Genomic DNA, 14,668 nt, shown 5'->3' with positions numbered 1-14,668 from the left:
ATATTGGTAAATATAAATAAAGGAGGAAGTTTAAATGACTGAAAACTATGAAACGTCAATTCTTAATTATGAAAGCGTTCTCAGTGAGATCGTTAACAAAATGGAAGAAGTTAGAATAAGATTTAAGAGAGCCGCTGTTCCTTACGTAAAGGAGTGGATGGGACATACAGCGAGAAATGAAATTAAAGAAAATGCAGAATTAGCAGAAAAAATTGGAGAAAAAAGACTAAAAGAATTAAAGTCTGAAGTTAACGCTTTAATTGAAAGTGCTGTTAGTATAGTTGATGTACATCTTGACAATAATTCTATTTGGTGGCATTTAAATGATCAGCAGGATAGATCATATTATGAAAATAACAGAATCCCTGATGATATTGAAAAAGCAATTAAATATATATTTGGGCAATTAGGAGTTGTTCTTTCCAAAGATGGATTTATAAATGTTTCATCTGCTATCGGACAGCATAAATATAAAGCGTGGATTGAAAGTGGAAATAAATATCTGGATGAGAAACCGATATTCCCGTATGCAATAGTTATCCCCCAAGACATGAAAACTATTTTTATTGAATACCAAACGCTGATAAGGTCAGCACAAGAAAAAATAAAAACAATTGAAGCGCTGAAAAAAGAACAAAAACAAACAAAAGTTGCAGCTCTTTGGGATTCACTTTAAAGATATTTAATAAAAAACTACATAGGTAGTGTATAAATGTAGTGTATAAAAAAATATAAAGTGAAAATGCAATCGGGCTTTAACGGGCAGTTTACACTTCCTTGATTCCTCTAAGCCTTGAGGTTAGGGAAATACTGCCCGTTAATGCGAGATAAATAACTATATATAATCTATTGAATATGAAAAATTTAGAAACAGCACATTTAAGGTGTTGTTTTTTCTTTTGCAGAAGTCTTTTTGATTGGTTTTCGGTCTTGTTTTATACAAAAATATAAGTATTTTTTAATTTCCGACCCTCTTCGTTTGAATCTTTATTCACTTTTTGTTAAGGTAAACAAGTACTTCCGGGTTACACAATTAGTAAATTATGGACTAACTCAAACCTAGGGAGTAAAAATAACCATTATATATCAGTTGATGTATGCTGTATCTGCTAGTTTCCTCAATTGTGATTGTACCTCTTTTCCCTACTCGAAATGCTCATTTAATCACAAACTTACTTAAAGCAAAAATTGCTTACGGGAATCTTTTTTTCAATTTTGGTGTCTAGCGCAAGCAGCTGACCTCTCGAGTCGCGTCAAGCAAAGCCTTGACGGCAAGCACAGGATCACCTGAGTTCGTCATTCTCAAAGACGCGGTATTCCTTAGTCGAAATATTAATCGAAGCATGTGGGTCAGAACGAAGGAGACATAAGGAGGTGGCACTTAGCGCTTCTTCTATTATCTCGAGTGTGCTGACTTCGACGTCTGAATGGATGTAGCAATTCCTAGTCGAAGTTTCATATAGGCGCTTGCACGTTTTATGATTAATCATCATAAAACGAGAAAAATTCGGCAAAACTGAATACGATATGGGCAACTATTAGAATGAGGTGACTTGATGAATCCGTATGTAGAAGTCAGGAATGTCTCGAAAATATTCGGCAAATCTCCAAAAGCAGCCATTGATTTATTGAAGCAAGGCAAATCAAAAAAGGAAATTTTGAAAGAAACAGGTCAAACTGTCGGGGTTAATAATATTAATTTCGAAATTTACCCCGGTGAAATTTTCGTTATTATGGGGTTATCAGGAAGTGGGAAATCCACTCTAATTCGCATGTTTAATCGATTGATTGATCCAACAATTGGAGAAATCTTGATTGAAAATGAAGATATTGTGAAGATGAATGCAAATCGATTAAGAGAAGTAAGGCAAAAGAAAATAAGCATGGTCTTTCAAAATTTTGCACTATTTCCTCATAAAACGATTTTGGAAAACACCGAATATGGGCTCGAAATTCAAAAAGTAGATCCCAATGTTCGTAAAGAAAAGGCGATGAATGCGCTTGAAGTCGTTGGCTTAAAAGGGTATGAAAATCAGCTTCCATCACAGCTTAGTGGTGGAATGCAACAAAGGGTAGGTCTTGCACGGGCACTAGCTAGTGACACAGATGTTTTATTGATGGATGAAGCTTTTAGTGCACTCGATCCATTAATTCGTAAAGACATGCAAGATGAATTACTCGAAATACAAGAACAATACAAAAAAACGATTATATTTATTACTCATGACCTTGATGAAGCGTTAAGAATAGGTGACAGAATTGCCTTGATGAAAGATGGCAGTGTCATTCAACTCGGTACACCTGAACAAATAATGATGAATCCTGCAAATGAATTTGTTGAAAAATTTGTTGAAGATGTGGACTTATCCAAAGTATTAACGGCATCACATGTTATGAAACGTCCAGAGAAAATCGGTGTAGACCGCGGACCAAGGGTTGCACTGGAAATTATGCGAAAACAAGGATATTCCAGCATATTTGTTGTGGACCGTAAGCAGAAGCTATTAGGGGCGTTGACTGCCGAAGAAGCACGTCAGGCAATTGATCAGAATCAATCCATTTCTGAAGTGATGACAACTGATATCCCAACCGTTACAGAAGATTCATTACTTGTAGATCTTATGGACGTGATGGCAACCTCAAGTCTACCGATATCGGTCATAGATGCAGAGAATAGAATTAAAGGGATTATTATTCGTGGAGCTGTAATAGGTGCTTTAGCGGGTAATAAAGATTCTTTGAACGAGATGGAGAGTGATTGATTAAATGAATATGCCGAAAATTCCCCTAGGAGCTTGGGTAGATTCTCTAGTGGATTGGATAACGATTGCATTTGCTGGATTATTTTCTCTTATAACCAGTGCGATTGAGGGGCTATTAAATTTCCTAGTGAATGTAATGAGTGTAGGACCTTCTATCGTATTAATTATTGTCTTTACCCTTTTGGTTGCATATACAAGTAGATGGCCTTTAGGAATCTTTACGTTAATTAGCTTACTATTGATTGATAACCTTGGTTATTGGGAATCAAGTATTCAAACACTTGCAATCGTAATATTATCAGGATTTCTCACCATACTGATTGGGATACCAATCGGAATATGGTGTGCGCAAAGTAATACAGTGAGAAAAATTATTACACCCATTTTAGATTTTATGCAAACAATGCCTGCATTTGTTTATTTAATTCCATCCATCTTATTTTTTGGAATTGGCGTCGTGCCCGGGATTATCGCTTCGTTCATTTTCGCGATTGCACCGACAATCCGCATGACCAATCTTGGAATTCAAGAAGTGCCTAAAGATCTAATAGAAGCATCGGATGCATTTGGTTCGACTAGTAGTCAAAAATTATTTAAGGTCCAATTACCATTGGCAACTCCAACGATTTTAGCAGGGGTTAACCAAAGTATCATGCTTGCTCTATCAATGGTTGTTACTGCTTCATTAGTTGGAGCACCTGGACTTGGAGCAGATGTTTACAGAGCTGTAAGTCAAATAAATGTAGGGCAAGGTTTTGAAGCTGGATTATCCATAGTCTTCATTGCAATTATTCTCGATCGTATTACGCAGAACTTGCGTAAACCAGCGTTTGAGCATATTATTAGCCGAAAAATTGTCATATTAATTTTAGCTGTACTTGTGGTAATCGCAGCATTATTTGGCACCTTTACAAAGGAAAATGCTGTAAAAGGAGATCCAAACAGTATTGGTGGGCAAACGAATTATAAAATTATTGGTATTGAACCTGGGGCTGGAATAATGAATCAGTCTAGGGATGCAATAGAAAAATACGGATTGGATGATTGGCAACTTGTTGAAGGGTCATCGGCGGCAATGGTTGCAGAATTGAAGAAAGCCTATAATAAGAAAGAACCAATCATTGTTACTGGATGGTCACCACATTGGATGTTCTCAACATACGATTTGAAATATCTCGAAGACCCCAATAATTCTTATGGTGGGGCCGAAAACATTAATACAATCGTTAGAAAAGGACTCCAACAAGATGCACCGGGCGCTTATACCATTCTCGATCAATTCGTTTGGAAAACAAGTGATATGGAAGAGGTGATGGTTGATGTTACTGGAGGTATGGACCCATCTAAAGCTGCTGAAAAATGGATCAATGCGAATCAAGATAAAGTAGCTGAATGGACAAAAGGTGCTCAAACAGGAAATAGTGAAAGTATCAAACTTGTCTATGTTGCCTGGGACACAGAAATAGCCAGTACAAATGTGATTGGCAAAGTTCTTGAGCAAAATGGCTACAAGGTTACACTAAGTCAAGTTGAAGTGGGACCAATGTTTGCTGGTATTGCCAATGGCAGTGCCGATGCAACGGTTAGTGCGTGGCTACCAAGTACCCATCTCGAATATTATAATACTTATAAAAATAATTTCGTTGACCTAGGACCCAACCTTAAAGGAACGAAGACGGGCTTAGTTGTACCAAAATATGTCGATATTAATTCTATAGAAGAATTAAAATAAAAAGATCAAAATATCTAATAAGGTAAGAGTCAGACCCGCAATCAAAATATACAGCTCAAATTGGGAGTTAGTACCACAAGCGCTGTGTATGGAGAACGTGGTCTGACTCTTTTTTTTGTAAATCAGATTAAGAAGGAACAAAGAGGAGAAACCCTTCATTAATACGGATTTTAACTTATTCTAAGAAATGATATATTTCAATAACTAACTCGATAGAATATATTCTATATCCTTAATCCCTAAATAGAAAAAAATAAATAATTTTATATTTAAGAACATTATTCCAATCCGCTAATATTTATCGCTACGTACATAAATATAAATGTCATTTTTTCACCTTTTCGTAATGAAATTTCCTATGTTAATTACTATATAAATAAGACATGACATGTGACAGTTTTCAGCAAATAAAAAATAAAGAAAGTGCTAAAGTTGAGCCAATATCTTGTATAAACATTAACTAGAAGCAATTTTATAAGGGGGAATGAAGAAATGAATTCGAAATCAGAAGAAATAATTCAAAAAACTTCTGAATATGGTGCCAATAATTATTATCCGCTGCCAATTGTGATTTCATATGCACAAGGAGTATGGGTAAATGATCCAGAAGGTAAGCGTTACATGGATATGTTGAGTGCTTATTCGGCGGTGAATCAAGGGCACAGACATCCTAAGATTATTCAAGCGCTAAAAAAACAAGCAGATAAATTAACTTTAACATCACGAGCCTTTCATAATGATCAGCTTGCACCGTTTTATGAAAAAGTCGCAAAATTAACTGGAAAAGATATGATTTTACCAATGAACACGGGTGCTGAGGCAGTGGAAACAGCAATTAAAGCAGCAAGACGCTGGGCTTATGATGTGAAGGGAGTTGCAGAAAACCAAGCAGAAATTATTGCTTGTATCGGAAATTTCCATGGAAGGACAATGACAGCTGTTTCGCTTTCTTCAGAGTCAGAATACAAAAGAGGATTCGGCCCTTTACTACAGGGAATTAAACTGATTCCATACGGAGATATCGAGGCACTAAAGGCAGCAATCACCCCGCAAACAGCAGCTTTTATCGTTGAACCAATCCAAGGTGAAGCGGGTATTATCATCCCACCAGATGGTTATTTACAGGAAGTTGGCAAAGTTTGTAATAGAAATGAGGTATTATTTGTCGCAGATGAAATCCAATCTGGTCTTGGCCGGACTGGGAAGATGTTTGCGTGTGATTGGGAAAATGTTACCCCCGATATGTATATTTTAGGAAAAGCACTAGGAGGAGGCGTATGCCCGATTTCATGTGTAGCGGCAAATAAAAATATTCTCGGCGTATTCAATCCGGGATCACACGGTTCAACATTTGGAGGAAATCCACTTGCATGCGCTGTTTCAATAGCTTCACTTGAAGTCTTAGAAGAAGAAAAACTATCTGAGCGTTCATTGGAGTTAGGAATATATTTTAAAGAAAAACTCCAAGAAATTGAAAATCCAATCATTAACGAAGTGCGCGGTAAAGGTTTATTCATTGGACTTGAGTTAACGGAATCTGCACGTCCTTTTTGTGAAAAGTTGATGGAATCGGGACTATTATGCAAAGAAACACATGATACAGTTATACGATTTGCTCCTCCTTTAGTGATTTCACAAGAAGAGCTTGATTGGGCTATTGCCAAAATCCAAAGTGTTCTTTCAAAATAATTGGTTTTCAAGAAGGATTAAACTAGAGTAAAATCGAATAATTTACTAATCAATGAAGTACCATTCCCATTCAATATAACCCTAAAGAAATGGGGGAGAATGCATATATTAATTTCTCCCCCATTTCTTTCTATTACGAACGATTATGATGGTCTTTATGACTAAGCTTGTTTGATAAGGAGAATTAAGATGAATAAAAAAATTACGATTATTGGGATGCCGATGGATTTGGGACAAATGAGACGGGGAGTAGATATGGGGCCAAGTGCCATTCGTTATGCTGGCGTGGTAGAGAGGCTTAGTGGTTTGAATTACGAAGTCCATGATACTGGAGATATTCATATCGGCCGACCTGAAATGAGCATTGATCAAGATTCAAAACTACGAAACCTAGAATTAATAGCCGAAAAGAATGAACTTTTAGCCAAAGAGGTACATAAAGCAATTGAAAATGGATCTTTTCCATTAGTATTTGGCGGCGATCATAGTATTGCAATTGGAACGCTTGCTGGTGTCTCTAAACATTATGAAAATCTTGGCGTCATCTGGTATGACGCACATGGCGACTTGAATACGGCCGAAACATCACCTTCAGGTAATATTCACGGAATGCCGCTAGCTGCGAGTCTAGGATTTGGACATCCTGCACTAACACATCTTGGAGGGTACGCGCCTAAAATCAAGCCTGAAAACGTTGTGATTATCGGTGCTCGCGCATTGGATGAAGGGGAAAAAGAGTTAATAACAGAAAAGGGGATCAAGGTGTATACGATGCATGAGATAGATCGAATCGGCATGACAAAAGTGATTGAAGAAACAATTGAACACTTTAGAGGTCGAACAAATCATGTTCATCTTTCACTAGATTTAGATGGTCTTGACCCAACCGATGCCCCTGGAGTCGGAACACCAGTTATGGGAGGCATTTCTTATAGGGAAAGCCATTTAGCTATGGAAATGTTGGCGGAAGCAAGCATCATAACGTCAGCAGAATTCGTCGAAGTCAATCCAATTTTAGATGAGAAGAATAAAACTGCGGTTACTGCTGTAGCATTGATGGGTTCGTTATTTGGTGAGAAGCTTCTATAAAGTAAAAATAAGCGAACGACGTTTTTTCATCATACATTCTTAAAAAATAATTATAGAACCTAATTTTCTATGCTGCATAGATTGGAGATAGGCATCAACAGGGATCGCCATGATGAATAATGGCCAATTTTTAAAAGCAAAAGAAACATTGATCGGAAGGCTTTTTACATTGGGAGGTACTGTATTATACCTTATAGGTACTATAATTATGGTAATCGTCGCATATCGAGCTTATGATAAAATCGTATAACAAACATTTTTAATAGTAAATCACCGACCTGTTCCTTAATCGTTATTCTTATGTAAGATACTGTTCTAATCAATTGACAAATCTGCGCATTTACTAATTTGATAACCTAATGTTGAACCGTGTGATCCCGGATTTCATTGCAAACATAAGAGGCTGATTCGTGAGTCAGCCTCTTTATTATTTAAATATAGTCAAACAATCAGTATTTTCTAATGATCATTGGATACATATCTTACAGCTCTCATTTGATTAATAATATGGGTAGTTCGGATTGCCATAGTATTGATACCCACCATCATACGGATAGCCGTACCCACCATCATACGGATAGCCGTACCCACCATCATACGGATAGCCGTACCCACCGTAATAAGGGCCGCTTAATAAGGAACCAGCAACCAATCCTCCGAGAAAAGGAGCTCCGAATCCAAAGCCGAAAGGTCTACCGAATCCAAACCCAAACGGCCTTCTAAATCTTCCAAATCCACCAAATCCGTGTCCAAAACCTCCAAACCCGTGTCCAAAACCTCCAAACCCAAACGGTCTTCTCAAGTCATTTGCATCCATATGATTTATTAATTCAGTATTCATAAAGGGCCTCCTTTTTTCTAATTCTCTATAAAATATGTTTTTACCAATAAAGAGTGATAATAATCCTATCCGAGAAAAACTTATTGATTCTACGCAAACTTTATATTATTATGTTTGTTGAAGGGTAAACATATTTTAAATATGTTTACAAATAACCGAAATTCGATTGGGTGTGTTTAAATCATGGATATTTCAGATTATTTTTGGAACGCGTCATTAGAAGAACTTAAACGGGGGTATATTCAAGAGTCTGATTCTTACATATGCCTGTTATGCGGTGAGAATATTGAAAAAGGGATTATTTACCCTCACGAGGGTATTCTTTATGAAGCAAAAAGGTATATGCGTATTCATATCGAAAGTACCCACCAATCAGTATTTAAATACTTAACCGGGCTCGATAAGAAACTGACAGGTCTTACAGACCATCAGAATCATCTCCTTCATCTATTTTATCAGGGAAAAAGTGATAAAGAGGTTCAAGGTGAGATGGGTATTGGAAGTACCTCTACGATTAGGCATCACCGTTTTGCGTTGAAAGAGAAGGAACGTCAAGCAAAGACCTTTTTAGCAATCATGGAATTACTAAAAGAAAAAGATCAATGTGCTCCTGCCTTTATCCCACCACATAAAACAGCCAAAATGGTCGATGATCGATACGCTGTTACGGAAAAGGAACAACAAGAAACCATTAAGAAGTTTTTACCTGAAGGGATAAGTGGACGTTTAAAGAAATTTCCGCCGAAAGAAAAACAACGACTGATTGTTCTTCGGGAAATCACAAAACGATTCGAAAGTAATGTGATCTATACTGAAAAAGAAATGAATCAGCTTTTAAATGAAATTTATGATGATTATGTCATCATCAGAAGATATTTAATCGAATACGGCTTTTTAGATCGAAAGTCAGATGGAAGCCAATATTGGCTAAAAAAATAACGAAAGAATGCGAGTGAATACAAATGGATCGTAAAAAGGAACTAAAGCAGCTATATAAAGAAACACCAATCGAAGCTGGCATTTATCAAATTAAAAATAGTAAAAATGAAAAGATTTTTATCGGAAGTACTAGAAATTTTAAAACGTTAAATGGGGTAAAATTCACTCTGGAAACAGGTACACATAATAACAAAGTGCTTCAAGAAGAATGGACGCAATTTGGAAACTCCGCTTTCAGTATTGACATATTAGAAACACTCAAAAAGAAAGACGACCCATATTTTAACGAAAAAGAAGCATTGTTAGAATTAGAGAATAAATGGTTAGAACATCTTCAACCGTATGGAGAACGAGGATATAACTCCAAGAAATCTTGTTAATAAAGTACAACTTTCAAATGAAGCTGTTTGTAACAAACAGCTTCATTTACTCATTTAATTATCAAACCTTTACTTTACTACACTTTTTAGGGTATCCCCTTATAAAGCACAAGCAAAATACAAGATTTCAAGTAATTTAATTGCGATTATACAACTTTTTCATTATTTTTGTACTTCTTCCGATATGCATATGTAAGAATTAAACTAAGAACGACAATAAGTATAATAACGTAAATGCTATATTTTGCTAGAAAGAATTCAACCTTTTTCCATTCCTTTCCGAGCTTTGTCCCTAAAGTAATAAAGGTAAAACACCATACAATGGCTCCAGTATAGGCATACACAGCAAATTTTTTGTAGGAAAGGCCGTTTATACCAGCCAGATAAGCGGTAACGTGACGGACTCCGGGAATAAAATAGCCGATAAATAGGAGAAAAGGTCCGTATTTCAAAAATAATAACTTCGTTTTATTAATCCTTTTTTCTGTAAAATGAAATTTAGGTCCGTATCTTCTTAAAAACGGCAAACCCAATTTAATCCCTAATAGATAACTAATCGAAATCCCACCGATTGCACCTGTAACTGCACTTACCAAAGTAGCAATGTAAGACAATTGATCGTTAAAAACTAAATAACCTATATATGTTAAAAGAACCTCATCTGGTATTGGAAGTCCTATTATCCCTCCCATTAAAGCTATTATGATACCCAAGTACCCAAAATGTCCTAGAAGATACATCAAATGCTGCATCATGGATTCACCCACCTAGTATTGATAATAAGGAATTGTTACAAATCAGCTATCGAATACATTCTAAAAATGATAAATTTCATCATCAAACAATAGACAGTCCTGCTTTAGTATTACATTCCGTTTTTGACTTGTAAACAATTAGTTAAATGGTCACACTAAATCCGATTGGGGTAATAATGGCTGTTATAAAAAAATTCTTCTTTTTGAGGAATGTTTTCCGGATCTTTGAACAACATCTACAAGTAGAAAAACGAGGCTGTCCAAAATATATTTTGGCAGCCTCGTTTATTATTCTCTGTAAAAAATAAATAGATATGCTAAAAAGAACGTTCTATTTGACGTAGCAAATAGAAGATATTACGATAAGAAAATAATACAAAGTCTATTTTACTTCCATATAAATAAGGGGAGTAGTGGTTGCAATAAAGGATTTTAATCCCGAATTTATTGATAGCTTACATGAGTTGCTGAGAGACCTTACCGAATTTTTCGGACGTTGTAACTAGGTAATCGGTTATAGCGTCTTTTTGAATATTCTTAGAAACTAGCGATGGAAAGGAGCTGTCTTTTATTCAATATAATGAACTTGCCGCCAGTGTTCAAATAAAATCTGCTAAAAAGATGCAAGTACTCCTCGATTATGATCAAACATTAACGTTAATTGGAAAGGGGAAAAGTGCATACGTATTCAGAATACAACAATCAAATAAAGCAATAAAGATATTTTATCCTAATTACGTACACATCGCTATGGAAGAGGCCAATATATACAGAAAAATTCAACATATTCCTTACTTTCCATCTTTAACTGAAGCTGGTTCCAATTACTTAGTCATTGATTATATAGAAGGGGAAACGTTTTTTGAATGTTTAACAAAGGGTATATCCATTTCTGAAGATCATGTAAAAGAAGTTGACCTTGCTTTGCGATTAGCTAGACAAGAAGGGTTGAATCCATCTGATATACATTTGCGAAACATCTTTCTCACATCGGATAAAGAAATCAAAATAATCGACGTAGCTCGATTTAGACAAAATAAAACATGCAGGCAGTGGGGAGACTTAAAAAGAGCGTTCCACCGCTTTTACAAAAAACGTTATTTTCCAAAGAAAATCCCAGAATTCATTTTGAACACTATTGCTGGTCTTTATAAAAAACTATTATTATAACAATGAATTTTTTCAACAGTACTGCTTTTTAGCAAGTACATGATATCCGCTTATAGGAGGGAAGCATCAAGCAGCTTTACTTAACTTTCATAACTTGAAGAGACCGGCTGTCAATAGATGACACCCTAAATGATCTCTAAAAATGACATATAAACTAAAAAAATGAGCCTTTAGAATCGTTTCTAAGGTTCATTTTTCCTTCTACACATCTTTAGTTTTTCTAAAAAGTCACTTATTCAGCAGTCACCCCTCTAAGTAGGATTTCTTTTTTCCATCACAAGAAGAAGTTGAAGCACTCTCTAATTTCCTCAAAACCTTTTTATATTTTTTCAAAGAATAAACCCACCCCGTATAGGAATCCTTGCATTTTAATTCAGTGGAAATAAACACAACAGCTAGATAAGGAAAAAATTTATTGTTGCGAAAACGGAGATCTTTCCAATAAACAAAGGTTCCGTTTTTCTTTTTCTGGATAAAGGGATAGGCGAAATTCGTGCTCGAAAGAAAATCTGATACGAGACTGTCATTCATGCTTTCCAAAATCAATTCAGAGTCTATCTGTTTTTTCTGTAGTGTATGTTCAATAACAAGACTTTTTCTGGAATATTCACCGAATAAAAAATCATCCTCTGTTTCTATTAACAAGTCCCAATAAAGGATCCTTGCTCTTGGCATGAGTTTAATGCGAATTGCATTTTGAAAGTGATCTTGCAAATATCTTTTGGTGCAGCTGGCATAGACCGTGCGAAGAAATAGATATAAAAACATCAGCATGTATATGATGATAAAAACTCTTCCTGCTTCATAAAAAGGAAGAAGTAAAAATCCAGTAATATGAAGGTATAAAATATACGGATCTACTAACGGTATCGAATCAAAAGAAATCCATTTTATGGAAAACGGACGGATAGCTTGAGTTCCATACACATTAAATAAATCTAAAAAGACATGTAAAATCACAGAGAGAAACGTCCATAAAAACAAATGTGAAAAGGATACTTCTGAAAAAAAGAAATATATAGATCCAGAAACGGCGAGTCCCCAAAGTGGTAGTGCTAGTAGTGAATGCGACCACCCTCTATGATGGCGATAATAGCTGCTATTTCCTTTTAATTTATAAACATAATCAAAATCAGGCGCGTTTGAACCGATCACTGTACCAATAAGAATTGCGTATGATAACGTTGGATTGTCAGCCACCATTGGATCAATATGTGAGAGAGCTCCTAAGCCTAAGCCAATGATAATATGTGAAGTTGTATCCATTTTCATACCTCCTCAGCGAAGTATTAAATTTTGCTGTTCGATCTGATTGATAGCAAAATCGGTGATAAGTGTGGAAGATTGTGACTTATGAATTATATGTAGTGCCTTTTTCATCCCTCTCGCCAATTCTTCATTACTTGATAACTCATGTACTTGCTTAACCGTTTCCAATATAGTATGGGAAACAAGAGCCGCACCATTTTCCTCAAAATGCCGAGCGTTTTCCCCTTCTTGTCCGGGCACAGGATTATAAAGAATTAAAGGAATTTGCAATGCTGTGGCTTCAGTAAGGGTTATACCTCCTGGTTTTGTAATAAGGCAATCAGATATTGCCATAAGCTCATGGACCTTTTCTTCATATCCGAATAAACGAAAAGACTCGGGAAACCGAAGAGCAAGCGGCAGAAGCTTTTCGTACAAACTCTTGTTCTTTCCGCAAATTGCCACAATATGATAGGAAGGATTACACACTAGAAGCTGGCAAAGTTCTTTTACGTTTTTTAAAACGCCTAGGGCTCCTGCAAGCACCGTAATTACTTTTTTATTCTGGTTGAGATGGTATTTTTGGTAGAAAACTCTCTTATCAAAAAACATTTCAAATTCTGGACGAATGGGTATCCCGCTTACTGTAATACATTTTTCCTGAATGTTTTGATTTAATAAAGTGCTTTTAACCGATTCGGAAGCTACAAAGTAATGATCAATTAATGGATTTATCCAATAAGGATGAATGCAATAGTCCGTTATGATCGTGTAAGTTGGAATGAGAAATCCAGCTCTTTTGCTAAGAAAAGGTGCCGCATGAAGAGGGAAAGTAGTAATAATAAAATAGGGACGATGTTCGTTAATAAGTTCTTGCAACCTTTTTCGACCTAAATATCGAGAAAATTGAGAGAGTCCTTTAGAATTTACTTTTTTCGTCCCATAATAAAACCATTTGTAAAAAGAGGGTCTATAAGAAACACTTTTGACAAGTAAGGATTGAGTAAATGTAGAGAATGCAGGATAAGACTCACCGAATAAATCAGATACAATAGGATCGAATCCTTTTTGTTTAAGTTCTCTTGCAATGACATTAGCAGCCTGAAGATGGCCATTCCCATAATGGGCTGTAAGGATCAAAGCGGAAGGATGTCGCAAAACTAAAACCCCCTCTTGTTTTTTTTAGAATAACATGGCTTTTTTAAGGAAATATGAAGGGACAAGTAGGTTTTGTAAAGGAAATGAAAATATTTGATTAGATTAATGTGGAAGTTACGGATCAATAGAACTTTGTTGCTAAATCCGTAAAATATGGATTTAGTTCTTCATTCGAATTGATTTTTGATTGTAAAGGATGTCCCATAATGGGTAGAACAAGAAATACAAACTCATGTAAATATGAGTTTGTATTTCTTGCATAGGGGCTAGATATTTAAATGTTTTTTATGTGAACTCACTTTCAAATCAACAGTGGACTATCCTAGACAACACTTTCGTGGAAGTAAACTTTACTTAAGATTGGGTATAATTAAGATCCCAAATCATACCGAATGAGTCTTTTACTTTTGCAAATTTCGCTCCCCAGAAAGTGTCTTGTAGCTCCATAATGACAGTACCTTTTTGTATTAGTCGTTCATAAATTTTTTGAATTTCTGCTTCATTCTCTAACTCAATTGTCAATGAAATGTGATTTCCGATTTCAACTGAATTACCGGGAAATGTATCCGAAACCATGAAAAATAAATCATCTTTTTTAAATTGAGCATGAATAATGCGATCATCAGCTTCTGGTGGCGTTGGGAAGTCTGCTTCAGCATAGGTTTGAATACCTAAGATTTCACCCTCAAAAATCTCTTTATAATAATCTAATGCTTCTCTAGCATTTCCGCTAAAGTTAAGATATGGCGTTATCTGTTTCATAATGACCGCTCCTTATTTTTGAATTTTTACGTATTCGTTCAATAACGAATCTTTTACACCAGCGTCATCTTAAAAACACTAATGCTTTTTGCTTTTAAAAGTAAATTCAATTCCCAAAGTTAGACTTCCTGGAAAAATAGCAC

13 protein-coding genes are annotated in these 14,668 nt (G+C 35.7%); 8 read left to right on the top strand and 5 right to left on the bottom strand.

Translation table 11 applies throughout. The features are described 5' to 3' along the window. Positions 1–34 precede the first annotated feature (34 nt). The 5 genes from JNUCC23_RS11695 to rocF all read left to right on the top strand — a co-directional run bounded on the left by JNUCC23_RS11695 (position 35) and on the right by rocF (position 7,272). Positions 35–676, top strand: coding sequence for a hypothetical protein (locus tag JNUCC23_RS11695; RefSeq protein WP_454211596.1), 642 nt, complete (start codon positions 35–37; stop codon positions 674–676). 880 nt (positions 677–1,556) lie between these two features. Beyond that, positions 1,557–2,762: a quaternary amine ABC transporter ATP-binding protein gene (locus JNUCC23_RS11690; protein WP_049681641.1), complete on the top strand. Its 1,206-nt coding sequence runs from the start codon at positions 1,557–1,559 to the stop codon at positions 2,760–2,762. Positions 2,763–2,766: 4 nt separating this feature from the next. Then, the gene (locus tag JNUCC23_RS11685; protein ID WP_454211593.1) at positions 2,767–4,494 is read left to right on the top strand and encodes a glycine betaine ABC transporter substrate-binding protein; all 1,728 of its coding nucleotides are present in this window, start codon (positions 2,767–2,769) and stop codon (positions 4,492–4,494) included. 492 nt (positions 4,495–4,986) lie between these two features. Continuing rightward, the gene (locus JNUCC23_RS11680) at positions 4,987–6,183 is read left to right on the top strand and encodes an ornithine--oxo-acid transaminase (RefSeq protein ID WP_454211591.1); all 1,197 of its coding nucleotides are present in this window, start codon (positions 4,987–4,989) and stop codon (positions 6,181–6,183) included. Between the two features lie 189 nt (positions 6,184–6,372). After that, on the top strand, positions 6,373–7,272 hold the full coding sequence (gene rocF / locus JNUCC23_RS11675; protein ID WP_454211589.1) for an arginase: 900 nt from the start codon (positions 6,373–6,375) through the stop codon (positions 7,270–7,272). Positions 7,273–7,771: 499 nt separating this feature from the next. Here rocF and JNUCC23_RS11670 read toward each other — a convergent pair whose 3' ends face one another. After that, positions 7,772–8,113 carry a hypothetical protein gene (locus tag JNUCC23_RS11670; protein WP_454211587.1) on the bottom strand — a complete coding sequence of 114 codons (342 nt, stop codon included), beginning with the start codon at positions 8,111–8,113 and terminating at the stop codon, positions 7,772–7,774. Positions 8,114–8,296: 183 nt separating this feature from the next. On the opposite strand from JNUCC23_RS11670, the gene JNUCC23_RS11665 reads away from it, so the two are divergent. Then, positions 8,297–9,052: a DUF2087 domain-containing protein gene (locus JNUCC23_RS11665; protein ID WP_454211585.1), complete on the top strand. Its 756-nt coding sequence runs from the start codon at positions 8,297–8,299 to the stop codon at positions 9,050–9,052. A 23-nt stretch (positions 9,053–9,075) separates the two neighbouring features. After that, entirely contained in the window at positions 9,076–9,432 is a 357-nt protein-coding gene (locus tag JNUCC23_RS11660; protein WP_062179473.1) for a GIY-YIG nuclease family protein, read from the top strand. Positions 9,433–9,578: 146 nt separating this feature from the next. On the opposite strand, the gene JNUCC23_RS11655 is transcribed toward JNUCC23_RS11660, so the two are convergent. After that, positions 9,579–10,187 (bottom strand): DedA family protein, encoded by a 609-nt coding sequence (locus JNUCC23_RS11655; RefSeq protein WP_454211583.1) that lies wholly within the window; start codon positions 10,185–10,187, stop codon positions 9,579–9,581. 621 nt (positions 10,188–10,808) lie between these two features. On the opposite strand from JNUCC23_RS11655, the gene JNUCC23_RS11650 reads away from it, so the two are divergent. Further along, the gene (locus JNUCC23_RS11650) at positions 10,809–11,357 is read left to right on the top strand and encodes a protein kinase family protein (protein WP_403071333.1); all 549 of its coding nucleotides are present in this window, start codon (positions 10,809–10,811) and stop codon (positions 11,355–11,357) included. A gap of 243 nt (positions 11,358–11,600) precedes the next feature. Here the strand turns inward: JNUCC23_RS11650 and JNUCC23_RS11645 are convergent, their stop codons facing one another. From JNUCC23_RS11645 to JNUCC23_RS11635, 3 genes are all read right to left on the bottom strand, one after another. Then, a complete protein-coding gene (locus JNUCC23_RS11645) occupies positions 11,601–12,623 on the bottom strand; it encodes a metal-dependent hydrolase (RefSeq protein WP_454211581.1) in 1,023 nt (340 codons plus the stop codon). A 12-nt stretch (positions 12,624–12,635) separates the two neighbouring features. Continuing rightward, positions 12,636–13,763, bottom strand: a complete 1,128-nt coding sequence (locus JNUCC23_RS11640) for an MGDG synthase family glycosyltransferase (RefSeq protein ID WP_454211579.1) — start codon at positions 13,761–13,763, stop codon at positions 12,636–12,638. 354 nt (positions 13,764–14,117) lie between these two features. After that, positions 14,118–14,525 carry a VOC family protein gene (locus JNUCC23_RS11635; RefSeq protein ID WP_062179484.1) on the bottom strand — a complete coding sequence of 136 codons (408 nt, stop codon included), beginning with the start codon at positions 14,523–14,525 and terminating at the stop codon, positions 14,118–14,120. Between the last annotated feature and the right edge of the window lie 143 nt (positions 14,526–14,668).

The sequence above is a fragment of the Peribacillus sp. JNUCC 23 genome, assembly GCF_053653995.1.
The sequence above is the reverse complement of the archived record's forward strand: the minus strand, read 5'-3'. Positions and strand labels throughout refer to the sequence as shown.